This window comes from Mesorhizobium sp. M0496 (assembly GCF_040321205.1).
Lineage (GTDB): Bacteria > Pseudomonadota > Alphaproteobacteria > Rhizobiales > Rhizobiaceae > Mesorhizobium.
This window is the reverse complement of the sequence record NZ_JAMYRC010000004.1, coordinates 1-22,388: the sequence shown is the minus strand read 5'-3', so window position 1 is coordinate 22,388 and position 22,388 is coordinate 1. Positions and strand designations below refer to the sequence as shown.

Genomic DNA, 22,388 nt, shown 5'->3' with positions numbered 1-22,388 from the left:
CTCAGGCTGCAGTCGGGCTTGGGATGCGCGGCAGGTTCTCTGCCAGGAACCGCCAATCGTCACGCTCGCTCTCGCCCTCATGACGCTTGCCGAAGAACTGGATGATCATCTTGCCCCCGGCGTCATAGACCTCGATCGAGGTGACATGACCGTCCTTGGTCGGCTTGCGCACGGCCCAGACCTCGTGGATGTGGTCGGTTCGCAGGTGCAGATGGAAGGTTTCGTCCAGCACGTTGATCCATGGTCCCATCGGCTTGATGGATTTGATCGATCCGGAATGGATCTGGATGCAGCCGCGGTTTCCGACAAAGCACATGATCGGTATCTCGCCTTCCGCGGCGTGACGGAACATGGCACGGACAGCGTCATTGTCGAGCAGCCAGGCATAGTCCTGGCCGACCATGCGCACCGCCTGCCGGCGGCTGAGCTTCAACGTCTTCAGCATGCCGAAGAACTGGTGCACGTCGGTCAGCCGGCTCCAGCGGTCACGCAGGTCGTCGAGATTGGCGGTCGTTTCGTCGCCATGGATCTCGTCATCGGGGAGTGGCCCTGAAATGTCGACCGTCGGCTCCTGATTGGACGATTCGAGCGCGGCGACCAATTTTTGATACGCATAGAGGCTGGAGGCCGGCCGCAGATGCACCTTGTGCACGGCCTCGCCTGCCGCGTCGAAGAACTGCAGGCTGCGGCGGATCTCGTCGCCATCGCGCTTTTCCATGGCAAAGCCATGCACCCACACCTTCGGGAAGATGCGCAGGTCGATGTTTTCGCCAAGCACCATGGCATTGTGGTTGCCGGTGACGACCTTGTCATAGACGCCGATCTTTTCGTGCACCGCGCTTTCATTGCGGGTCAGCGCCATGACCTCGCCGACGGCCTCGAGGCCGGTCAGCAGATCGTTGACGCGCGGCTCGATGCGGACGACGCCGTCGCCGCAATGCGCGGCGACCAGCTCGGCCTCCGAAATGCCGAGTTGGGCAGCCAGATCACGCTCGCGCGCCTTTGGATTGTCTGTCCGTGCCCGCCGGATTTCATGCGGGGCGGGTTTTACGCGCTGGTCCATGTCTCGTCCCTACTGCCTTGCCTTACTTGTTGAGAATGAGCTTGCCCTGCCGGGTGATCTTCAGCCGGTAGAGCGCACCATGATGCTCGATGCCGATCTCGTGTTCGCCCTGGAACAGGGTGTTGCTGGACAGGGTTCGCACCGCCAGCGGAACCCGGTCGAAACGGGTAGAGGCATCGTCGGAACGGCGGACGCGATAGCGAAAATCGTTGGGATTGTGGGTGTTCATCTGGATCGATCCCTTTCCTGTGCCGGGCGTCTGGCTAGGCGTTGCGTAATCCGATTCATATCTTGACTTGAATAATCATGTTTACTAGTCAGTGCAATACCGGATTAAATGAGTCAAGATTTAAGACGCCGGATAAGATCAAAAATGCCAGCCAGCCCCGGGCCAGCCAGCATGAAACCTGGACTTTGGAGTTGGGGCATGGGGTTGGTGACTTGGAAATGGCGCGGCCGGTCGGCAATGAACGGCGCGGCGGCTTTGCTGGCAAGCGTGGCGGCGATCGCCTTGTCGGCGCAACTGGCCAACGCCCAGCAGGCGGCGCAGCCGGCGGATCAGACGAAGAAGGCTGACGAGGAAAAGGCGGCACCGGCGGGAGCGACGCTGCTCGACAAGATCCTCGTCATCAGCCGCACCGGCGAGACGGCGATCGAATCGCTGGCGTCGGCCAGCCATGTCGGCCAGGAACAGCTCGACCGCCGCATGGCGACGACGCCGAACGAGATGCTGCTCGGCGTGCCCGGTGTAGCGGCGCAGGCCGACGCCAGGCGCGTCAGCACCAGCATCAACATCCGCGGCTTGCAGGATTTCGGCCGCGTCGCCGTTATCGTCGACGGCGCACGGCAGAATTTCCAGCGCTCCGACCACGGCACGCAGTCGACCTTCTATATCGACCCGGAACTCGTCAAATCCGTCGATGTGATCCGTGGTCCAGTCGCCAACACCTACGGCTCGGGCGCCATCGGCGGCGTCGTCTTCTTCGACACCAAGGACGCCACGGACTTTCTCAAGCCGGACGAGACGTGGGCCGGTTCCGTCACGGGACGCTATGAGAGCAACGGCAAGGGCTGGACCACCAGCGCATCCGGCGCCTACCGCCTCAACGAGAACTGGGATGCGCTCGGCAACATAGTCTACCGCGACTACGACGATTACAAGGATGGCGGCGGCGACACCGTCAAGGGCACCGGTTTCGACGTGCTCAGCGGCCTGCTCAAGACCACCATCCGGCCGACCGACAACAGCGAACTGAAGCTCGGCTGGGTCGGCTCAAGCGACGGCTGGAACGAGATCAGCGGCGGCGTGCCCGTCAATGACGTCGACCTGAAGTCGAACACCTTCACGGCCCGCTACAACATCACGGATGAGGACAAGAGCTGGCTCGATCTCCACATCAACACCTCCTACAACAAGACCAACCTCGACCTGACCAGCCTCGTTCCTCTCAAACGGTTTGATCCGAGCACCGGCCTTCCCGTGGTGTTGCCGGCTGGCTCGACATCGACGTTCGATATCGGCACGACCGGCATCGATATCTGGAACACATCCAGATTCGAGACCGCGGGTATCGCGCACGAACTGACCTATGGCGGCGACTGGGCCGGCGATAATGTCAAGACTGGCGGCACGGCCGGCGGCGACAGTTTCTACACGCCCTCCGGTAAGCGGAACGTGTCAGGCGCTTACATCCAGGACAAGCTCACCTGGGATTGGCTCGAAGTCATCGCCGGTCTTCGCTACGACAGCTACAGCTTGAAGGATGACACTCACGATATATCTGGCGACAGGGTATCGCCCCGGATCACTGTCGGTGTCTCACCGTTCGAATCGGCAGGCCTTGCAGGCCTTCAGTTTTACGGCACCTACGCCGAGGGCTATCGCTCGCCATCGATCACCGAGACCTTGATCAGCGGCAATCACCCGGCGGGCGTCAGTTTCCCGTTCCTGCCCAATCCCAATCTGCGGCCTGAGACCGGCAAGACGACCGAATTCGGCGTCAACTACAAGCAGAACGATATCCTCGAGGCTGGCGACGCGTTTCGTCTCAAGGCGGCGTATTTCAACAACGATGTCGACGACTATATCGATGGCGTGACGCTGTCGCCGTTCGACCCGACCAGTGGCTGCCCGTTCGGCCCCGGCATACCGATCTGCTTCCAGTATCAGAATTTCGCCAAGGCCAAGATCAACGGCTTCGAGATGGAAGGCGTTTACGACGCGGCATGGGGCTATGCCGGACTTTCGGCCTCCATCATCAACGGTCACACGATCTCATATGAAGGCGACCGGGCAGATCTCGCCACCATCCCCTCCTCCCAGGTCACGGCGCAGCTCGGCTTGCGCTTCCTCGAGGACAAGCTGACCGTCGGTGGCGAAGTGCAGTACAATGGCAAGCCGAAGGGCAATGCGGTGGCCAAGAACTATACGCTGGTCAATGCCTTCGCCAGCTATCAGGCGACGGACAATCTGAAGGTTGATTTCCGCGCCGACAATCTGTTCGATGTCAAATACGCCAACCCGCTCAACGGCAGCACGACAGTCGTGGTCTACGAGCCGGGCATAACGCTGAAGCTGGCGGCAACGATGCGGTTTGGAGGCTGATGACAATGACGAGCTTGACGACATCCCTTCGTCTGCTGACCTCGACGCTGGCGATGTCGCTTGCGATGGTTCCGGCGTGGGCACAACAGTCCGCGCCGGTCCCCGCGCTCAGCCTCGAACTCAACGCTGCGCAACCCTCCGACAAGGGTTGCCGCCTGACCTTCGTGGTCAACAACAATCTCGGCGCCGACCTCTCCAAGGCGGCGTTCGAGATCGCACTGTTCAATGAAGCCGGCGTGGTCGACCGGCTGACAGTGCTCGACTTCAAGGAATTGCCGGCGGGCAAGACCAAGGTGACGCGTTTCGATCTGGCCGGCACCGAATGCGCTAAAGTCAGCCGAGTGCTGATCAACAGCGCGACCGAATGCACCGGCACCGGCGTCGAACCGAATGCCTGCATGCGCAAGCTGAAGACGGACACCAAGACCGGTATCGCTTTCGGCGTCTGAGGTGGGACTGCATCCCGCATTCACGCGAAACACAGTGGCATGGCCTGTGGCCGGCTTCCGCGCGCTGTCCTCTGGACCAAGCGATCTTGATTTGACAATTCTGCTCGGGTCGCTGCAGGTCTCGACGCGAGACATGCAGGATATCAGTCCCCTCCCCGAAGCTGGCGCCGAGCTGGCGATAACGCCAACCGAGCCGCTTGCGCTGCCGCGGCCATCGGCCTGGAACAGCAAATGGACGGCAGCGATCATCGTCTCGTGTCTGCTCCATGCCGCTGTGGCGGCGGCCTTTCTGATCTCGCCTTCGGGGACATTCGATTCCAAGGATGCCGAGCAGCCGGAAGGCAGTGATCAGTCGGGCAGCAACGTGGTCGGCAGCACGCTGGATAAAGATCCGGCGGCCATAAATGTTGCGCTGGTACCGAACCCGCAACCGGCCAAACCACAGCCGGCAACGCCGCCCAAGCCGCCGCCAACGGAGCCTTCTCAACCAGCCGAGGAAGCGGCAAAGCCGCCGCTCAAGCCTTTGCCGGAACCTGTCAAACAGTCGCCAGTTACGCCAGACATATTGGTCGCCGGCGCCCCACGCCCCGATGACCAGAGCGTGGCTCCCAAGACCGAAACGCCGGCACGGTCGACCGTTCAGTCCGAGAGCGCCGATGCGACCGTGGCCGTTCCGGAGCAGCCGCCGATTCCCAGCGCCAGGCCAACTACGGCTGCTGCCCCTTCAAAGGCGACGGATGAGAAGCGCGGCACGGCGGATGGTCAGGACCGGCTGGCGCAGGCCGCCAGCAAGGGCAAGAAGCAGAAAGAGGCAGGCAGCGCCGTGGAAGACAGCTACCGCAGCGACGTCATCAGAAAGCTCAGCCGCGTCAATCGCGGCGTTCCACCTTCGGTGCAATTGACCGCACGCAACAACGCCGTTGTGACATTCGTCATTGGCAGCCGTGGCGGCATCGATGAACTGCGCATCCTGCAAAGCTCCGGATCGCCAGATTTCGATCAGGTCGTGCTCGGCATCGTGCGCAAGGCAGCACCCTTTCCACCCATCCCGCCAAAGGTCGGCGACAGTCTCGTCTTCACCGGCGCAATCGGTCCGTTTTGAGCCCCGGTTCGCCGTTTCCAAACCAACGGTCAATCGTCGTCCATCAATTCTGAAAGGAACCACCATGTACATCGCCATGAACCGCTTCAAGGTGCAGACCGGCTCGGAGAACGATTTCGAAGCCGTATGGAAGAACCGCGACTCCAGCCTCGCGGAGATGAAGGGTTTTAGGGAATTCCATCTGCTGCGTGGCCCCGTCAACGAGACCGAAGGCTACACGCTGTTTGCGTCGCACACGGTGTGGGCGAGCCATGATGATTTTATCGCCTGGACCAAATCGGAGAATTTTCGGGCCGCCCACCGAAATGTCGGCACGACAAAGGTCCATTATCTCGGCCACCCCCAGTTTGAGGGTTTTTCCGTCGTCGAAGGTGCGTAACGACTGGCCGGGTCAAGCCCCGGCCAGCAGGCTCGCATTGCCGCCCGCGGCGGTGGTGTCGACGCAGACGGCGCGTTCATGTGCATAGGCCGCCGGGTTCAGCACCTCGCTGACCAGCGGCACGATCGGGCCGGAGCGGTCGGCAATGACCTTGCGCACGATGCGCGCGGCCTCGGGCGTGCCGGAAAAAGCCACGACATCGACGCGCAGCGAGCGCGCTTCGACCGGATCGGGACGACCGTCTATGGCGGCCAGGGGGAGGCCCTTGCCAGTCAATGCGGAAAGGGCTGCCGGCGCGCCGGGCGCAACCGCCAGCACCGCGTTGCCGGCGGCGAGCGCCTGGATCGTCTGCGCCAACAGCGTGTCGCCATCGGGGCCTAGGCACAGCACCCGCCCGCGTGGCGACAGCGACAGCGTATTGGCCTCGCCGGTCGGTCCGGGCAGATCGACCTGGCCGAAGTCGATGCCAGCGGCGGCACCAATGGCCGCGGCACCCTTGCCGCGCAGATGTTTCCTCAGAATGGCGATCCGGTCCGGGCGCGTCGACCAGCCGCCAAGTGCGGGATCGGGCAGATTGTCGGCAAGTTCGGTCGCCGTGACCTTATGGCCATCCTGCACATGGGTTCCGGCCTCCGGCCCCTTGCGGAAGCGCCTGAGATAGTGCGGACCGCCGGCCTTGGGTCCGGTGCCGGACAGCCCCTCCCCGCCAAACGGCTGCGAACCGACCACGGCGCCGATCTGGTTGCGGTTGACGTAGATGTTGCCGGCATGGATGCCGTCGACGAAATGCTGTACGCGCCCCTCGATGCGAGTGTGCAGGCCGAAGGTCAGGCCATAGCCCTTGCGGTTGATGGCGGCGATGACCGCATCGATCTCGTCGGCGTCGAAGGTCGCGACATGCAGCACCGGCCCGAACACCTCGCGCTCCATGTCCTCGATGCCCTTGACCCGGAAGACATGCGGCGCGACGAAGCGGCCCTCCTTGGGTGCATCGAGCTTGGCGATCAGCCGACCCTGCAGGCCCATTTTCGTGCAGTACTCGCGGATCGAGCTTTGCGCTTCGTCGTCGATGACCGGGCCGACATCGGTTGAAATCCGCCAGGGATCGCCGATGCTGAGTGCTTCCATGGCGCCCTTCAGCATCTCCAGCATCTTCTTCTCGACGTCCTTCTGCACGTAGAGCACGCGCAGCGCCGAGCAGCGCTGGCCGGCACTCTGGAAGGCCGAGGCCAGGATGTCGCGCACTGCCTGTTCGGGCAGCGCCGTGGAATCGACGATCATGGCGTTAAGGCCGCCGGTCTCGGCGATCAGCATGGCGTCGGGCGCGGCCGTCTCGGCCAGTTGTTTCTCGATCAGCTTGGCGACCTCGGTCGAGCCGGTGAAGCAAACGCCGGCAATGCGCGGATCGGCGGTGAGTGGCCCGCCGACCGATGGGCCGTCGCCAGGCAGCAACTGGATGACGTCTTCCGGCACACCGGCCTCGCGCAGCAGTTCGATAGCGCGGAAGGCGATCAGCGGCGTCTGCTCGGCCGGCTTGGCGATGACCGAATTGCCGGTGACAAGCGCTGCCGCGATCTGGCCGGTGAAGATGGCGAGCGGGAAATTCCACGGCGAAATGCAGACGATGGCGCCGCGCGCTTGCGTGCCCGCCTCCGCATCGGCCGCCTCAGTGGCGTAGTAGCGCAGGAAGTCGACAGCCTCGCGCACCTCGGCGACGCCGTCGGCCAGCGATTTGCCGGCCTCCCTTGTGGCGAGCGCAAAGAATTCGACGGCGTTCGCCTCGTAGAGATCGGCAGCGCGGTTCAGGATGGCCGCGCGCTCGCCCACGGGACGCTTCGCCCAGGCCGGTTGCGCTTCCACTGCAAAGCGCACGGCGGTCGCCACCTGCTTGGCAGCGGCTTCGCTGACCGTGCCGACCGCTTCGGAAGGCTTTGCCGGGTTGACGATCGCGCGCTGCTTGCCGTAGCCGGCGGCGCGGGTGATCGGTTTGGCATGCCAGCGGTCCGGCCCAGCGAATGCCGCCCTGGCCTTGTCGATTGTCGCCAGCGTCACCGTGTCGGTGATATCGAAACCCTTCGAGTTGCGGCGGCCGGCCCCAAAAATCTGGGAAGGCCGGGCAATCGCCGGATTGGCGGCCGGACCTTGGCTTTCGACCGTTTCGAGCGGATCACGCGCAATGTCCTCCGGCTCGACATCCTCGTCGGTCAGCTGGTGCACGAAGGAGGAATTCGCGCCGTTCTCCAGCAGCCGGCGGACCAGATAGGCAAGCAGATCGGAATGCGCACCGACCGGTGCATAGATGCGGCAGCGCGTGCCTTCGGCCCGGCGCACTGTCTCGTGCAGCGCCTCGCCCATGCCGTGCAGGCGCTGGAACTCGAAGGTATCGCGATTGTCGGCCATCGACAGGATGGCGGCAACGGTGTGGGCATTGTGGGTGGCGAATTGCGGATAGACGCGGTCGGTCATGCCAAGCAGTTTTTTCGCGCAAGCGATGTAGGAGACGTCGGTGTTGGCCTTGCGGGTGAAGACGGGATAGCCTGACAATCCGAGCGTCTGCGCCCGCTTGATCTCGGTGTCCCAATAGGCGCCCTTGACCAGCCGCACCATGATGTTGCGGTCGTATTTCTTGGCCAGCGCGTAAAGCCAGTCGATGGCAAAGGCGGCGCGCGGACCATAGGCCTGGACGACGACGCCGAAACCGTTCCAGCCTGCGAGTTCCGGCTCGGCCAGCACCCGTTCGATGACGTCGAGCGACAGATCGAGGCGGTCGGCTTCCTCAGCATCTATGTTCAAGCCCATGCGCGAATGGCGCGCGGCAAGCGCCAGCGACAGCAGTCGCTCGGCCATGACCGGCAGCATCTCATCCTTCTGCGCCACTTCGTAGCGCGGATGCAGCGCCGAAAGCTTGACCGAAATGCCGTGGTTCTGCCTGATATCAGGGCCGTTGGAGCCGGAATCGAGCGACGAAATCGCGTCGGCATAGGCCTTGTGATAACGCAAGGCGTCGGCCTCGGTGCGAGCCGCCTCGCCCAGCATGTCGAAGGAATAGAGATAGCCCTTCTGCGTCATCGGCCGGCCGCGCTTGACGGCTTCAGTGATGGTGCGACCGAGCACGAACTGCTCGCCCATTTCGCGCATGGCGGCGGCCACTGCCTTGCGGATGACCGGCTCGCCGAGCCGCCGCACCATTGAGCGCAGCGTGCCTTCGATGCCGCCTTCGCCCTCGTCGAGGACGCGACCGGTCAGCATCAGCGCCCAGGTCGAGGCGTTGACGAAGATCGAACTCGAACCGCCCGAATGCGCGGACCAGTCATGCGGTGCGATCTTGTCGGCGATGAGGTCGTCCATGGTTTCGGTGTCGGGCACGCGCAGCAGCGCTTCGGCCAGGCACATCAGTGCCACGCCTTCCTTGGTGGAGAGACCATAGGCGGAGAGAAAAACCTCCATCAGCCGCGGGTCGGACGAGCCGCGCACCGCCCGCACCAGATCGGCGGCCCGGGCCGAGATCGCCTTGCGGTCTTTCGCGGAGAGCCCCGTCGCCTCGGCCAGCCGCTTCACGGCCTCGTCTTCATCGGGAAGGTAGTTGGCGCGAATCTGCTGGCGGATGGTATCGAGCGGCATGGCGGTCCTGCGGAGCGAGCATCAGGGAGCGGGCCGGCGGTCACCGGACCGAAAGGCGCAAGCTAGCACAAGTGAGAAATTTCAGTCGGTCCAAAGAAATCGACATTGCAGCTCATTCGATCTATCCTAGCGGCCTAGAATTATCATATGGACTGCACTTTCGATGACAGAAGACCAATTGGACCGCATCGACAGGAATATTCTGGCGGCGCTGGCAAGCGAGGGACGGCTTTCGATGTCGGAACTGGCGGCAAAGGTCGGCCTGTCGAAGACGCCGGTGCAGGCACGTGTGAAGCGGCTGGAGAAGGACGGCTACATCAGGGGCTACCAGGCGATCATCGACCGCGAGCGGATAGGCGAAGGCCACGTCGCGTTCGTCCAGGTGAAATTGTCCGATACGCGATCCGCCGCGCTCGACGCCTTCAACCGGTCCGTACACGCCGTGCCGGAGATCGAGCAGTGTCACATGATGGCGTCGAGCTTCGACTATCTGCTGAAAGTCCGCACCCGGGATATCGCCGCTTACCGCCGCGTCTTGGGCGAGCGCATCTCGGCCCTGCCCCATGTGGCCCAGACCTCGACATTCGTGGCAATGGAGACGGTCAAGGATCGGTAACTCACTCCGAAAGCGTCTTCAGGAAAGCCACCAGCGCCGCACGCTCACGATCCGACAACTCCAGGGGGTGAACTTCGGATGTCCCCTCGACGCTGGGCGCAGCCTTGGCGTAATGCGCAACCACCTCGTCGAGCGACGAGAACTGACCGGCGTGCATGTAGGGCGGACGGGTCGCGGCCCCGCGCAGCGACGGCGTCTTGTAAGCGCGGATGAGTTGCGGCGCATCCTTGACCATGAAGCGCAGTTCGCCGCAGGCGCCGGCGTCGCCATCGCGATAGGCGCCGAAGCAGTTGAACGGGTCGGCCTCGACTTGGGCCACGGCATCGATACGGCCGCGATCCGGCGGCAGATCGGCAACGGGCGGCACGCCGGTGTTGTGAAAACCGTTGTCGGTGAAGCGCGGGCCGTTGTGGCAGGTCACGCAGTTGGCCTTGCCGATAAACAGTTTCAGCCCAAGGATTTCCTCCTTCGAGAAGGCGGCGTCCCCTTTCGGCTCGGCGCCGGTGACGAGATCCAGCGCAAAGCGGTCGAAGCGCGTCGGCACCGGCTCGATCGAGCGTTCGAAGGCGGCGATCGCCTTACCGATATTGGCATAGACGCCGTTGATGGCGTCACGCTGCGCACCGCTCATCGCGTTCCAGGCAGCCTTCTCGGCATCATTTCCCTGTGGGCTGGCATTCAACGGCATGCCGGAAAGATCGGGCAGCGGACCAAAAATGCGCTCATAGCGCTCGCCGAAGCGCGCCTTGATGTAATGCGCGTAGGCAGTGCGGTTTCCCGCCTGCTCCAGCGGATTTTCGAGCGGCGTCAGCGCTTGCGCCCACAGGCTGTCGCGGCGGCCGTCCCAGAAGAACCAAGGATCGCGCGCCACGCCGGCCAGCGGCATAGTGCGCCGGTTGGTGTGGCCGACGCCGACGGCTTGCGGCAGGTCATCCTGGAATTGACGGTCGATCTTATGGCAGGTCGAACAGGATACCGTGCCGTCACGGCTCATGCCCTGATCGAAGAACAGCGTCGAGCCGAGTGCGGCGGCGGCTGGCACATCGGCAAAACGATTGGTGGTGTCGGGTTTCAGCGGCGGCAGTGCCGACAGCGCCAGCGAGGCGATGGTCTTCTTCTCGGCGTCGGAAAAGTCAGGCTTGCCGCAACCGGCAACAATAACGGTAACCATCAGCGCCAGAAAACGTGAAAGCCGCCTCATTTCTTGCTCACAGCACCACGTTGAAGACCACGGTGTCGGAGCCGGCCGTGGCCGAAATGGCGAAATGCAGCTGCCACCAACCGCTCATAGTGAATTTCACCCCTTCGATGCGATAGCGCCCGTCGCCGAGATAGTCGGTCGCCTGCGGGCTGGTCGGCAGGCCGTGACTGTGCAGCGGCATGCCGCCGGAGATCGCGATCGCGGCCCCTTCCACCGGCGCTCCAGCCTTTGTCTTCAGCGTCAGCAGCCAGGATTGCAGTTGGCCTTGCCGCACAACGCCTCGCTCCGGCAAAAAACTTGCCACGAACAGCCCGTTGGCGGTTTTCTTCGTCCGGGAGACATCCGGGCCGGCGGGCTGCGACGACCGCGGCGCCGTCAGATAGACGACCGCGAGAATGCCGACCAGCAAGGCAGCCAGACCAAGACCTGCCAGAAGATAGCGCCATATCGATGCCAAACCGTTTCCTCTTCTGCAGACAACGCTCTGCCGGACGGATCGCATCCCGCCAGCTGTGCGAAAACGCCATGGCGGAAAAAACCCTGCTTGCCAAGCATGGCGCTGCCGGTGGCAAAAAGCTACAGCAGCGAGATCACTGGAGGATTGCAGATGGCGGGAAACGGCGTCGCCTCGATCGGCGAATGCATGCTCGAACTGTCGGGCCAGACGGGACCGAACTGGCGCATGGGCTTTGCCGGCGACACGTTCAACACGCTGTGGGCGCTGCACGCGTTGAGCACTGAGAGGCCGGCAACCTATGTCTCCGCCTTCGGTGACGATCCGTTTTCGCAAGGCCAGATCGGCTTTTTCGCCGAGAACGGCATTGGCATCGGCTCCAGCCCGGTGATAGCCGGGGCACGGCCTGGTCTCTATGCCATCACGCTCACCGGCGCCGAGCGTTCCTTCACCTACTGGCGTTCCGACGCCGCTGCGCGGCAGCTTGCCTCTGATCCTGCAGCATTATCGAAAAGCCTGGAAAATCAGTCTCTTGCCTACTTCAGCGGAATTACTTTGGCAATTCTGGACGAGGCTGCGCGCGCCACCCTGTTAGCGGCCGTCGCCAAGGCGCGCTCGGCTGGTTCACGTGTCGCATTCGATCCCAATTACCGGCCGCGGCTCTGGCGCAATCGTGAGGAGGCGCAGGCCGCGATCGCCGAAGCGCTTGCCGTCACCGACATCGCATTGCCGACCTTCCCCGACGAGCAGATGCTGTTCGGCGATGCAACACCGCAGGCGACCGCAGAGCGGCTCGGGCAACTCGTTGGCGAGATCGTCGTCAAGAATGGCGAAGCACCGGCGCTGATTGCCCAAGGAGGAACGCTGTGCGAAGTCCCGGCGATCCATGTCACCGACCCCGTCGATACGACCGGCGCAGGCGATTCCTTCAACGGCGGCTACCTTGCGGCCCGACTCGCCGGCCACGACCCGCTGGAAGCCGCGCGCCGTGCCCATCGTGTCGCCGCCGCCGTGGTGCAGGTGCGCGGCGCGCTGGCACCTTTCGAGACGTTGCGAAACGCTTTCGAAGGCTAAGGTCCGGTGAGATTCAGGTCAGGCCGAGCCGAAAACAGTAGGTTCCGAGAACCGGAGCGGAGCGTACTTTTGGGTGCGTAAGCACCGGAAGCGCAGGAAACTGCTGTTTGCAGGCCGGCCTCACCTGAATATCGGCAGACCTTAAGGCAGGCGGAAACGATATTCTGTGACATGATGGTAGATCGCGCCCGGCCACAGCGTCGCCTGTGGGAAATATGGCCGATTCGGCGCATCCGGCCACACCTGCGGCTCCAGACAGAAACCGCAAAAGGCCTTGTAGTTGCGCCCCTCCAGCCCGGTGCGCGGCGTCACATATTGGCCGGTATAGAGCTGAACGCCGGGCTCGGTGGTCCAGACTTCCATCTCGACACCGGAATTGGCGCCTTGCGTCCATGCCGCCTGCTTGAGTGGTCCACGTGACGCGGCAAGGCAAAAATTCTGGTCGTAGGGCAGTTGTTCACCCTCGGTCTCCATACGCAGCGGCCGCGCCTGGCGGAAATCGAACGGCGTGCCGTCAACCGGCTTGACCACTCCGGTCGGGATCATGTCGCCATCGACCGGCAGATAGGCGCCGGCATTCAGCATCATCCTGTGGTCGAGAATGTCGCCGGCGCCGCCATCATCCAGGTTGAAATAAGAATGCTGGGTGAGATTGCACAGCGTCGGTTCCTCGCAGGTGGCGGACAGTTCGACGCTGAGCGTGCCGGGGATCTTCAGCCGGTAGGTGCAGGTGACGTCAAGCGCGCCGGGAAAACCCATCGTGCCGTCGGGATCGTGCAGGGTCAGCGTGACGAAATCCCTGCCATGCAAGGAAACCGTCCACGGCCGATGGGAGTAACCTTGCGAACCGCCATGCAGCGTATGCTTGTCGAGGAAATTTTGCTCGGTCTGGTAGCGGCTGCCGCCAATGGTGAAACGGCCGTCGCGGATGCGGTTGGCATAGCGGCCGACGACCGCGCCAAAGAAGGCCGTGTCGGTCTCATAGGATCCCAGATTGTCATAGCCGAGCACCAGCGGTGCATCGTGCCCGGTCAGGCGCAGATCCTGGATGATAGCGCCTAGACCGATGATGTTGGCGGTGATACCGCCGCCCCTGATCGTGAAGCGACGCACCGCCTCGCCTGCCTGCGTCGTACCGAAAACCTCGCCGTCCTTCATCGCCATGCCCGTAAATGTCAGTTGATCCAGAGGATTTCGGCTGGTTTTCCCATGAGAGATGGGCAGGCCATCGGCCCCCCATCTCAGAGGTAGCCTATCAGAGACCGAGGCCGCCGATGCAGACATATTTGGTGTCGAGGTAATCCTCGATGCCCTGATGTCCGCCTTCCTTGCCGAGGCCCGATTCCTTGACGCCGCCGAACGGTGCCTCCGGCGTGGTGATGAGGCCTTCATTGACGCCGACCATGCCGTATTTCAACCCTTCCATGACCCGGAAGGCGCGGCCGAGATCGCCGGTATAGAAATAGCAGGCGAGGCCGAATTCGGTGTCGTTGGCAAGCGCGATGGCTTCCTGTTCGGTCTCGAACTTGAACACGGGTGCTACCGGCCCAAAGATCTCTTCCTTCATGAAGCGCATCTTGGGTGTGGCGTTGGCGATGACAGTCGGCTGGAAGAACGAACCGCCGAGCGCATGGCGCTTGCCGCCGGCAACGATCTTGCCGCCCTTGGAAGTCGCGTCGGCGATCAGCTCCTCGACCTTCTCGACCGCCTTCTCGTCGATCAGCGGTCCCTGCTGCACGCCGTCCTCGAGGCCGGAACCAACCTTCAGCCCGTTGCTGGCGGCGGCGAGCTTCTCGACGAACTTGTCATAGACACCGGCCTGAACCAGGAAGCGGTTGGTGCAAACGCAAGTCTGGCCGGAATTGCGATATTTGGCGGTGATCGCACCGGCGACGGCGCGTTCGAGATCGGCGTCGTCGAAGACGATGAACGGCGCGTTGCCGCCGAGCTCCATCGACACCTTCTTGACGGTGACGGACGACTTCTGAATGAGAAGCTTGCCGACCTCCGTCGAGCCGGTGAAGGTGATCTTCGACACCAGCGGATTTGCGCAGATCTCGTCGCCGATCTCGCTGGCCGAACCGGTCAGGATGTTGATGACACCCTTGGGGAAACCAACTTCCTCGGCGAGCGCTCCCCAGGCGAGACCTGAATAAGGCGTCTGCGAGGCAGGCTTCACGACCGCGGTGCAGCCGGCGGCGAGCGCCGGGCCAAGCTTGCGGGCCAGCATCGAGGACGGGAAATTCCACGGCGTGATGGCGGCGATGACGCCGACCGGCTCCTTGGTCACCAGGATGCGGCGGTCCGCCCATGGCGAAGGCACGACGTCGCCGTAGGTGCGGCGGCCCTCCTCGGCGAACCATAGGATATAGGACGCCGCCGAGCCGATCTCGCCTTTTGATTCGAACAGCGACTTGCCCTGCTCGATGGTCAGCAATTCGGCCAGCACGTCCTGATTGTCCATCATCGCGTCGTGCAGCTTGCGCAGCAGCTTCGAGCGCTCGAGCGCGGTCGTCTTGCGCCACGACTTGAAGGCGGCGGCGGCGGCTTCGATGGCGCGACGGGTCTCGGCCTTGCCGGACTTCGGCACGGTGCCGATCTTGAGGCCGGTGGCCGGGTTGTTGACGTCGACCGTCTGGCCGCTGTCGGCCTGCACCCACTCGCCATTGATGAGATTGGCCTGCCGCATGAAATGGCTGGTTTTCTGAAGCATGGTCTATCCTCCGTTCGGCGCGCTGACGGGCCGGTCTGTGAAGTCTTCGGTGAGCGTGGGCCATGGACTGCGGCCGGCACGCCGGAGCCACTGCTCTTTACCTAGGGCAAGGTCCGCAAGCAATCGCAAGATGGCATATAGGGGTTGGACCAGCCCGAGGCGAGAGCAGGCCGACCTATGACATGCCGATCGCGGGCCGGTATCATCTGAATATCGACATACCCTATCAGAAAACGTGGAGCACCACCGTCAGCCAGAAAGCGGTGGTGACGGCGGCGCAGGCGGTGGCAATGGTCATCTGGTTCGACGCCAACGCCTGGCCGGTGTTGAACTGCACCGCGATCAGATAGGAATTGACGCCGGATGGCATCGCGGCCACCATCACCGCCACCTTGGCCGTCAAGGGCGGCAGGCCGAGCAGCCAGACGAAGACCAGGACCAGCGCCGGCATCAGGAACAGCTTCAACGCCGAAAGCACCAGCGCCGGCCTGACATTGCCCGAAATGCCGAAGCGACGCAGGCTGAGCCCCATGGCGAACAACGCCACCGGCCCCGCCGTACCGGCCAGCGCATCGACCAGGCGCATGGCGACATCAGGCAGCGGCGCGCCGGTGATGCGCCATGCAAGCCCTGCCAGAATGCCGATGATCAACGGATTCATGAAAAGCCGCCTGAGGAAGCTACGGATAACGCGCAAGGGATGCACGGGTTCGCCGCTGCCGCGGCCGAAGACTTCGAACAACACGATCGAGGCCATCAGCATGATCGGCAGATGCACCGACACCAGCAAGGACAGCACCTCGAAACCGTCCGCTCCGAATATGCCGAGGATAAAGGGAGCACCGAGCAGCACGATATTGGAAAAGGCCGATGAAACTCCGCCGACGACGCCGGCGCGGGCATCCCGGCCGAAGATCCGGGTCGTGACCAGATGGCCGGCGGCCCAGGTGATTGCCACTGCCGCGAAATAGGCGCCCCACAGCGACCAAGGTGCCACGCCGTGGAAATCGGCATTCACCATGGTCTGGAACAACAGCAGTGGCATCGCCACGCTGACTGCGAAATCGGCTATCCCCTCGCCGCTCGCCGGTTTCAAATAGCCGGTCAACCCGGCGAGGTAGCCGAGCGCCACAAGGCTGAAGACGAAAAGGACGGTTTCGGTGAGCGGAGACATTTTTACCGTGACAGGCGAGTTTCCCGTGATAGGCGAGCCACGGTCACGGCGCAATCGCACCCGAATTTCATGCCCGAATTTCATGCCCGAATTTCATGCCCGAATTTGATCATGGTAGACTGACAGCATTATAGAGGGCTTGGATCATCAGGGCGGACACGAACGACAAATGACCTTTGTCGAAACCTCGAAGCGTAATCTTTTGCGGCAGGCGTGGCTGAAGGCTTTCGTCGCCGCATTGCTTTGCCTTGCCGCGACGACGCTTGCAGTTGCCGAGACGAAAGGCCTCAAGGGCGTGGCGCTGATCATCGGCCAGTCGACATACGAGCACATAGCCGCCCTGCCCAACCCGGCCAATGACGCCCGCGACATGGCCAAGATGCTGACCGATCTCGGCTTCGACGCCCGCAGCGTCACCGATCGCGACGCCGCGAAGCTGAAGCGCGACCTGGAGCGCTTTACGGAGGATGCAGAAGGCGCCGACGTCGCCTTCATCTATTATTCCGGTCACGGCATCGAGGCCGGCGGCGAGAACTACCTGGTTCCGGTCGATGCCGACGTGTCGTCATTGAAAGATGCCGACCAGGCGCTGGTGCCGATATCCGCAATCATGGATGCGTTGAAAGCGACCGTGCCGGTGACGATCGTGCTGCTCGATGCCTGCCGCACCAATCCGTTCCCCGCGGATGCCATGGTGCGGCGCGCGCCGACCGCCTCCGCCTCGCCGATCGGTGCCGGTGGTCTGGAGCCGGTGCGCGGCGCCAAGGCGCTCGGCAATGCGCCGGCGGCCGACGCGAACCTGGGTACGGTGGTCGGCTTTGCCGCCGAACCGGGTCGTCCGGCGCTCGATGGCGCCGCTGGCGAAAACAGCCCTTACGCGTCCGCCCTGCTGCGCCACCTCGCGGCGATGAAGGGCACCGAGTTTGGCTCGGTCATGCGCATGGTGACCGAAGAAGTCTATCTCGACACCAAGGCAAAGCAGCGCCCCTGGGTCAATGAAAGCCTGCGCCGGCTGCTCTATTTTGGTGTCGCACCAGCTGAACCGACCGGCGACGACGGGCTGATCACCGGCGAACGGCGCCAGCTGCTGCTGACGATTTCCGACCTGCCCGACCCGAAACGGGCGCAGGTGGAACTGGCCTCGCTGCAGGAAGGCGTGCCGCTCGACGCGCTCTATGGCGTGCTGAAGGCGCTCGGCACGGAAAAGATCCCCGAAGATCCGGGCGACCTGCAAAAGGTGCTCGATGCCCAGGCCGAGCGCCTGAAGAAGATGATGTCCGAGCGTGCCGCGCTGCGCACCGACGATCCGGAGATCAAACGCCTGGTCGCCTCCGCCGACAAGGCGATCGGCCAGGGCGCCATCGTGACGGCGCGCAAATTCCTCGACGATGCGGTCGGCCGGGTCGAGCAGACCAACGATGCGGTCGATGAAGCCGAGGATCTCGTCAAGCAGAAGCGCATTGCCGATGCCGCGATCTATGCCAGGCGGGCCGATGCCTCGGCGCTGGTCTTCGACTACAGATCCGCCGCCGGCGACTACGCCAAGGCATTTTCGCTAGCCGAAAAATGGGACGACAAGCTGCGCTGGAACTACAAGAACCAGGAAGCCGAGGCGCTGAATGCTTTCGGCTACGCCACTGGTGACCTGGATGCGCTGCAACACTCCATCGAGGCCTATCGCACCATCCTGAACTTCATCCCCAATGGCGAACAAAACCGCGACTGGGCGATCACCCGCAACAACATGGCGGTGGTGCTGCAGACCATCGGCGAGCGCGAGACCGAAACGGCTCACCTCGAAGAAGCGGCTCGGATCTTTCGCGATTCCCTTGTCGTGTTCGAGCGCGAGAAGGACGACCTCAACTGGGCTGCCGCGCAAAACAATCTGGCCAATGTGTTGTTGAAGATCGGCGAACGCGAGAGCGACCCGAAGCGCCTGAATGAAGCGGTGGTGGCGATGCGCGCCACACTCGAGAAGCGCCCGCGCGACAAGGTGCCGCTCGACTGGGCCGCCTCGCAGAACAACCTCGGCCTGGCCCTCTATGCGCTTTCCGAACGCGAACCCGCCAGCGAGCATCTGACGCAAGCCGAAGCCGCCTACCGGCTGGCGCTCGAAGAATACACGCGCGAAAAAGCGCCGGTGGAATGGGCGATGGTCGAGAACAATCTCGGCAACACGCTGGTGTCGCTCGGCATCCAGCTTAACGACAAGACCAGGATCAACGAGGCGGCCGACGCGTTCCGTGCCGCGCTCGAGGTCCGAACCCGTGAAACCTTCCCGGTCTCCTGGGCAACCAGCCGGCTCAACCTCGGCAACGCGCTGAGCGGTGTCGCCCGCTTCGATATGGGCACGGGCGCGCTCGAGGAGGCCGCGGCCGCCTATGACGATGCGCTGACGGTGTTTACCCGGCAGCGTTTCCCGATGGACTGGGCGTCGGCGCAGAACAATCTCGGTTCGATCTATCAGACGCTTGGCCAGCGCACCCGCGACGCGGCCAAGCTGGAGCAGTCAGCTGCGGCGTTCCAGGCCGCCCGGCAGGTCTATGTCAGACGGAAATTCCCTCTCGACTGGGCAATGAGCCACTACAATCTCGGCAACACACTGCAGCTTCTGGGCGGCGTCACCGACAAGCCCGAGCATTACAGCGACGCGGTCGACGCTTACCGCGATGCGTTGCGCGAATACAGGCGCGAGACGAACCCGCGGCAATGGGCGTTGACCCAGGCCGGCCTCGGCTCGACGCTGCATTGGTTGAGCATGAACAATGCCGACCCCAAGACCTTGCTTGAGTCGATCGCGGCCCGCAGGGCGGCACTTGAAGTGCTGACCATCGATACCGCACCGGTCGACTGGGCCAACGCGCAGAACGGCATCGGCATGAGCCTGCTCAACCTCGGCAATCTCGAACGAACCGACAAATATCTCGCTGATGCTGAGGCTGCCTTCACGGCGGCGCTGAGGGTGTTCACTAGGGAAAGCCTGCCCATGCAATGGGCCTTCGAACAGAACAATCTCGGCGACATCCACTGGAACCGCGCCAGCTATGGCGCTGGTAAGCCGGAATATCTGAAAGCCATCGAATTTTTCGAAAACGCCAAGCAGGGTTTTACCGAAGCCGGCTACACGCTTCCCATCCCGTTGACCGACCAGAAGATCGATCTGGTGAAGAAGCAGCTGGCGAAGAAGTAGAGCCACGCTTCCCGCCGGCCGAGCCTTGTCTTTCGGCTGGCTTTGCCGTCCCTATATGTCCTGTCACCGGAACCCTTTGCCGGGAACCGGAGAAGGATAGCGGATGATTCGATTTGCCTTGGCGTTATTCCTGCTGGTTGTTCCCCGCGTGGCTCACGCTACCGATGCAGGCTGGGCGCTGTTGCGCGATGGCGGCCATGTCGTGCTGCTGCGCCATGCCATGGTCACCGGCACCACCGATCCGGCCAATTTCGACATCGACAACTGCGCTACCCAGATGAACCTGTCGGCGCGCGGCAAGCAGCAGGCGAGCAAGATCGGCGCCTTGTTTGCGGCACGCGCGGCACCCATCGAGCGCGTGCTGTCGAGCCGCTACTGCCGTTGTCTGGACACCGCGCGCACCGCTTTCGAGGCCGAGCCGGAGCTCTTCGCGCCGCTTGATCTCCTGAAAGGCGATGAGACCCAGAAGGCGGCGCAGATCGCGGTCATCATCAAGGAAATCCGTGCCTATTCCGGCTCCGACAATCTGGTCATGGTCACCCATCTGGAGGACATCGTGGCTCTGACCGGCGTTTCGCCCCGCGAAGGCGAGGCCGTGGTCGTCGAACCGCAAGGCGATGGCCTGCGCGTGCTCGGCCGCGTCACCTTCTGAAGTTCCGACGCTCCCTTCAGCATTGGATCGGTGTTGCCGAAATGCCACCATTGAAAGAAGCCGCAAATTGGCCGCGACAATGCCGCTTGCGACAACCCGTCGCAGGGGCTATAGGCGCGCTCCCGGTCACGAGAACCGAAGCGAGCACAACGGTTGGAGCTTTCGTCTCCGCCCGTGCAGGCGGCTTTGCCGCCCTGTATACGGCGCCGCTTTGGGGATTGGGATCGCGGATGTAGCTCAGCGGGAGAGCGCCGGATTTGGGTCCGGAGGTCGGGGGTTCAATTCCCTTCATCTGCACCACGGATAGCTCAGTTGGGTAGAGCATCAGATCGAGAATCTGACTGTCGAAGGTTCGATTCCTTCTCCATTGGCCTGATAAGCCAGCACCCTACCAGGTGTTATCTGAAAACGGTCCGGGGACTGGAACGCGAAAGACTGGACGGATGGCCCAGGCCCTCGGGCACGGATCATCCCGAGAGTCTTCGCCATCGGCTCGCGGCCAGGCCCGCGGTGACGATCAAGGCGCTGTGTCGCCGGCAAGGGAGGCCAAGGCTTCCGGCGCCCGCTTCGCTGCCCCGCGATCCGCTCCCGAAGGCCCGCCGCGGATTGATGCCACCAGTCCCCGGATCATTCGTGCCCGGACGATGACGCAAGACGATGTGAAACGAGAAACGAAGGGAAGATCGACGCATGACTTGACGCCTCGCATGGGGCCATGCCCGACAGGAGTAAGACAATGACTGTTCTCGACAAGGTTCTTGGACGCGAGCGCGTCCTCGTAAGGGAAAACGAACGTGCCCTCACCCTGCACAAGGGTGAGATCAAGGCTGTCCTGATGCCGGGCGAACATTGGCTCGCCAACCGGCGCGGCAGCCTCGAAGTGTCCCGGCACGATCTGAAGAACCCGGAATTCGTTTCGGCATACGAGAAGGCGTTGTTCGACAAGCTCCCGGATGTGGCCGCGCGTCATTTCACCGTCGTTCGTACCGGGCGCACGGATGTCGCCGTCATCGAGCGTGACGGCAATTTGCACGCCGTTCTGGCGCCCGATCGCAAGCTGGTGCTGTGGACGGATGCCGGTCCGTGGAAGGTGACGCTGATCGACACATCGGTCGATCTCGCGATCGATGCGGCGGTCATGCGCCGGCTCGGCCAGGCCCGGAAGACGGAATTGATGTCCGTCCATCCGGTCGTCGACGGTCAGGCCGGACTGCTGTTCATCGACGGTGTCCTGGTTAGGACGCTGACGGCGGGCGTGCATGGCTTCTGGAACGTCGGACGCATGGTGCAGATCAAGGTCGTCGACCTCAAGCGCCAGTCGCTCGACGTTGCCGGGCAGGAAGTGCTGACCAAGGATCGCGTGACGATCCGCGTCAACATATCAGCCGAGTACCGGGTTGTTGATCCGGTCAAGGCGGTAAGCATGGTGAAGGACTTCTCCGAAGCCCTCTACCGCGCCCTGCAGTATGCCTTCCGCAAGACGCTTGGCGCGCTCATGCTCGACCAGATCCTTGAAAAGAAGGTGACGATCGACGAGGAGGCGGCGGCCAAGGTTCGCGCCGATATGGCTGAGATCGGAGTGGAGGTCAGCGATATCGCGCTCAAGGATGTCATCCTGCCGGGCGAGATGCGCGAGATCCTCAACCAGGTGGTGTCGGCTGAAAAGCAGGCCGAGGCCAACATCATCCGCCGCCGCGAGGAGACGAACGCCACGCGTTCGCTGCTCAACACGGCCAGGGTGATGGCGGAAAACCCGGTGATGCTGCGGCTGAAGGAGCTTGAGGCTCTGGAAACCATCGCCGGCAAGGTCGAGCGGCTGACCGTCCACAACGGAACGGGCGGACTGCTCAACGACCTGGTCAAGCTCCGCGACAGCTGATGCATGTCGCCCAAAATGGTTGCGGTTTTGGGGAAACGACATGCATCGAAAGAAAGGCTGACGTAACGTCAACGGAAGGGGCGCCCGGGGGGCCCGCCGGCCGTGGTGAGGTTTAGAGGCGCCCCACCCCAAAGCGCCCCCCGGCGCACGCCAATTAGTGCCGGGAAAAAAACATTAAAAAGCGCCCCAACAAAAAGCGGCGCCGATGAGCCCGCC

General features: G+C 63.1%; 17 protein-coding genes and 2 tRNA genes. 11 read left to right on the top strand and 8 right to left on the bottom strand.

The window, feature by feature from the left end; translation table 11 throughout:
• Nucleotide 1: 1 nt before the first annotated feature.
• Nucleotides 2-1,063 (bottom strand): hemin-degrading factor, encoded by a 1,062-nt coding sequence (locus tag NKI73_RS06120; protein ID WP_352627954.1) that lies wholly within the window; start codon nucleotides 1,061-1,063, stop codon nucleotides 2-4.
• Nucleotides 1,064-1,085: 22 nt separating this feature from the next.
• Nucleotides 1,086-1,292, bottom strand: a complete 207-nt coding sequence (hemP, locus tag NKI73_RS06115; RefSeq protein ID WP_258594231.1) for a hemin uptake protein HemP — start codon at nucleotides 1,290-1,292, stop codon at nucleotides 1,086-1,088.
• A 198-nt stretch (nucleotides 1,293-1,490) separates the two neighbouring features.
• Here hemP and NKI73_RS06110 point away from each other — a divergent pair, with 198 nt between their 5' ends.
• From NKI73_RS06110 to hmuQ, 4 genes are all read left to right on the top strand, one after another.
• Nucleotides 1,491-3,668, top strand: coding sequence for a TonB-dependent hemoglobin/transferrin/lactoferrin family receptor (locus NKI73_RS06110; protein ID WP_352627953.1), 2,178 nt, complete (start codon nucleotides 1,491-1,493; stop codon nucleotides 3,666-3,668).
• Nucleotides 3,669-3,673: 5 nt separating this feature from the next.
• Nucleotides 3,674-4,117: a hypothetical protein gene (locus tag NKI73_RS06105; RefSeq protein ID WP_352627952.1), complete on the top strand. Its 444-nt coding sequence runs from the start codon at nucleotides 3,674-3,676 to the stop codon at nucleotides 4,115-4,117.
• Nucleotides 4,118-4,208: 91 nt separating this feature from the next.
• Nucleotides 4,209-5,219: an energy transducer TonB family protein gene (locus NKI73_RS06100; protein WP_352627951.1), complete on the top strand. Its 1,011-nt coding sequence runs from the start codon at nucleotides 4,209-4,211 to the stop codon at nucleotides 5,217-5,219.
• 64 nt (nucleotides 5,220-5,283) lie between these two features.
• The gene (hmuQ, locus tag NKI73_RS06095; RefSeq protein ID WP_027039045.1) at nucleotides 5,284-5,598 is read left to right on the top strand and encodes a heme-degrading protein HmuQ; all 315 of its coding nucleotides are present in this window, start codon (nucleotides 5,284-5,286) and stop codon (nucleotides 5,596-5,598) included.
• A 12-nt stretch (nucleotides 5,599-5,610) separates the two neighbouring features.
• Here hmuQ and putA read toward each other — a convergent pair whose 3' ends face one another.
• Nucleotides 5,611-9,219, bottom strand: a complete 3,609-nt coding sequence (gene putA / locus NKI73_RS06090; RefSeq protein WP_352627950.1) for a bifunctional proline dehydrogenase/L-glutamate gamma-semialdehyde dehydrogenase PutA — start codon at nucleotides 9,217-9,219, stop codon at nucleotides 5,611-5,613.
• Between the two features lie 163 nt (nucleotides 9,220-9,382).
• Between putA and NKI73_RS06085 the strand changes: the two genes are divergently transcribed.
• Nucleotides 9,383-9,835: an Lrp/AsnC family transcriptional regulator gene (locus NKI73_RS06085; RefSeq protein WP_352627949.1), complete on the top strand. Its 453-nt coding sequence runs from the start codon at nucleotides 9,383-9,385 to the stop codon at nucleotides 9,833-9,835.
• Nucleotide 9,836: 1 nt separating this feature from the next.
• On the opposite strand, the gene NKI73_RS06080 is transcribed toward NKI73_RS06085, so the two are convergent.
• The gene (locus NKI73_RS06080) at nucleotides 9,837-11,036 is read right to left on the bottom strand and encodes a cytochrome-c peroxidase (RefSeq protein WP_352627948.1); all 1,200 of its coding nucleotides are present in this window, start codon (nucleotides 11,034-11,036) and stop codon (nucleotides 9,837-9,839) included.
• A gap of 7 nt (nucleotides 11,037-11,043) precedes the next feature.
• Nucleotides 11,044-11,493, bottom strand: a complete 450-nt coding sequence (locus NKI73_RS06075) for a FixH family protein (RefSeq protein ID WP_352627947.1) — start codon at nucleotides 11,491-11,493, stop codon at nucleotides 11,044-11,046.
• 150 nt (nucleotides 11,494-11,643) lie between these two features.
• Here NKI73_RS06075 and NKI73_RS06070 point away from each other — a divergent pair, with 150 nt between their 5' ends.
• Nucleotides 11,644-12,564 (top strand): sugar kinase, encoded by a 921-nt coding sequence (locus NKI73_RS06070; protein ID WP_352628138.1) that lies wholly within the window; start codon nucleotides 11,644-11,646, stop codon nucleotides 12,562-12,564.
• A 141-nt stretch (nucleotides 12,565-12,705) separates the two neighbouring features.
• Here the strand turns inward: NKI73_RS06070 and NKI73_RS06065 are convergent, their stop codons facing one another.
• The 3 genes from NKI73_RS06065 to NKI73_RS06055 all read right to left on the bottom strand — a co-directional run bounded on the left by NKI73_RS06065 (nucleotide 12,706) and on the right by NKI73_RS06055 (nucleotide 16,451).
• Nucleotides 12,706-13,728: an aldose epimerase family protein gene (locus tag NKI73_RS06065; RefSeq protein WP_352627946.1), complete on the bottom strand. Its 1,023-nt coding sequence runs from the start codon at nucleotides 13,726-13,728 to the stop codon at nucleotides 12,706-12,708.
• 91 nt (nucleotides 13,729-13,819) lie between these two features.
• A complete protein-coding gene (locus NKI73_RS06060; protein ID WP_352627945.1) occupies nucleotides 13,820-15,277 on the bottom strand; it encodes an NAD-dependent succinate-semialdehyde dehydrogenase in 1,458 nt (485 codons plus the stop codon).
• A 226-nt stretch (nucleotides 15,278-15,503) separates the two neighbouring features.
• Nucleotides 15,504-16,451 (bottom strand): AEC family transporter, encoded by a 948-nt coding sequence (locus NKI73_RS06055; RefSeq protein ID WP_352627944.1) that lies wholly within the window; start codon nucleotides 16,449-16,451, stop codon nucleotides 15,504-15,506.
• Between the two features lie 169 nt (nucleotides 16,452-16,620).
• Here NKI73_RS06055 and NKI73_RS06050 point away from each other — a divergent pair, with 169 nt between their 5' ends.
• From NKI73_RS06050 to NKI73_RS06030, 5 genes are all read left to right on the top strand, one after another.
• The gene (locus tag NKI73_RS06050; protein WP_352627943.1) at nucleotides 16,621-19,641 is read left to right on the top strand and encodes a caspase family protein; all 3,021 of its coding nucleotides are present in this window, start codon (nucleotides 16,621-16,623) and stop codon (nucleotides 19,639-19,641) included.
• 103 nt (nucleotides 19,642-19,744) lie between these two features.
• Entirely contained in the window at nucleotides 19,745-20,293 is a 549-nt protein-coding gene (locus tag NKI73_RS06045; protein WP_352627942.1) for a histidine phosphatase family protein, read from the top strand.
• Between the two features lie 226 nt (nucleotides 20,294-20,519).
• A tRNA-OTHER gene (locus NKI73_RS06040) sits at nucleotides 20,520-20,593 on the top strand.
• 2 nt (nucleotides 20,594-20,595) lie between these two features.
• A tRNA-Leu gene (locus NKI73_RS06035) sits at nucleotides 20,596-20,664 on the top strand.
• Nucleotides 20,665-21,029: 365 nt separating this feature from the next.
• Nucleotides 21,030-22,172: a slipin family protein gene (locus tag NKI73_RS06030; protein ID WP_352627941.1), complete on the top strand. Its 1,143-nt coding sequence runs from the start codon at nucleotides 21,030-21,032 to the stop codon at nucleotides 22,170-22,172.
• The last annotated feature ends 216 nt before the right edge of the window (nucleotides 22,173-22,388 follow it).

What these genes read in the sequence shown, in the direction of transcription:
- NKI73_RS06120 (WP_352627954.1), bottom strand. Translation starts at nt 1,063, where the DNA reads ATGGACCAGCGCGTAAAACCCGCCCCGCATGAAATCCGGCGGGCACGG.
- hemP (WP_258594231.1), bottom strand. Translation starts at nt 1,292, where the DNA reads ATGAACACCCACAATCCCAACGATTTTCGCTATCGCGTCCGCCGTTCC.
- NKI73_RS06110 (WP_352627953.1), top strand. Translation starts at nt 1,491, where the DNA reads ATGGGGTTGGTGACTTGGAAATGGCGCGGCCGGTCGGCAATGAACGGC.
- NKI73_RS06105 (WP_352627952.1), top strand. Translation starts at nt 3,674, where the DNA reads ATGACGAGCTTGACGACATCCCTTCGTCTGCTGACCTCGACGCTGGCG.
- hmuQ (WP_027039045.1), top strand. Translation starts at nt 5,284, where the DNA reads ATGTACATCGCCATGAACCGCTTCAAGGTGCAGACCGGCTCGGAGAAC.
- putA (WP_352627950.1), bottom strand. Translation starts at nt 9,219, where the DNA reads ATGCCGCTCGATACCATCCGCCAGCAGATTCGCGCCAACTACCTTCCC.
- NKI73_RS06085 (WP_352627949.1), top strand. Translation starts at nt 9,383, where the DNA reads ATGACAGAAGACCAATTGGACCGCATCGACAGGAATATTCTGGCGGCG.
- NKI73_RS06080 (WP_352627948.1), bottom strand. Translation starts at nt 11,036, where the DNA reads ATGAGGCGGCTTTCACGTTTTCTGGCGCTGATGGTTACCGTTATTGTT.
- NKI73_RS06070 (WP_352628138.1), top strand. Translation starts at nt 11,644, where the DNA reads ATGGCGGGAAACGGCGTCGCCTCGATCGGCGAATGCATGCTCGAACTG.
- NKI73_RS06065 (WP_352627946.1), bottom strand. Translation starts at nt 13,728, where the DNA reads ATGGCGATGAAGGACGGCGAGGTTTTCGGTACGACGCAGGCAGGCGAG.
- NKI73_RS06060 (WP_352627945.1), bottom strand. Translation starts at nt 15,277, where the DNA reads ATGCTTCAGAAAACCAGCCATTTCATGCGGCAGGCCAATCTCATCAAT.
- NKI73_RS06055 (WP_352627944.1), bottom strand. Translation starts at nt 16,451, where the DNA reads ATGTCTCCGCTCACCGAAACCGTCCTTTTCGTCTTCAGCCTTGTGGCG.
- NKI73_RS06050 (WP_352627943.1), top strand. Translation starts at nt 16,621, where the DNA reads ATGACCTTTGTCGAAACCTCGAAGCGTAATCTTTTGCGGCAGGCGTGG.
- NKI73_RS06045 (WP_352627942.1), top strand. Translation starts at nt 19,745, where the DNA reads ATGATTCGATTTGCCTTGGCGTTATTCCTGCTGGTTGTTCCCCGCGTG.
- NKI73_RS06030 (WP_352627941.1), top strand. Translation starts at nt 21,030, where the DNA reads ATGACTGTTCTCGACAAGGTTCTTGGACGCGAGCGCGTCCTCGTAAGG.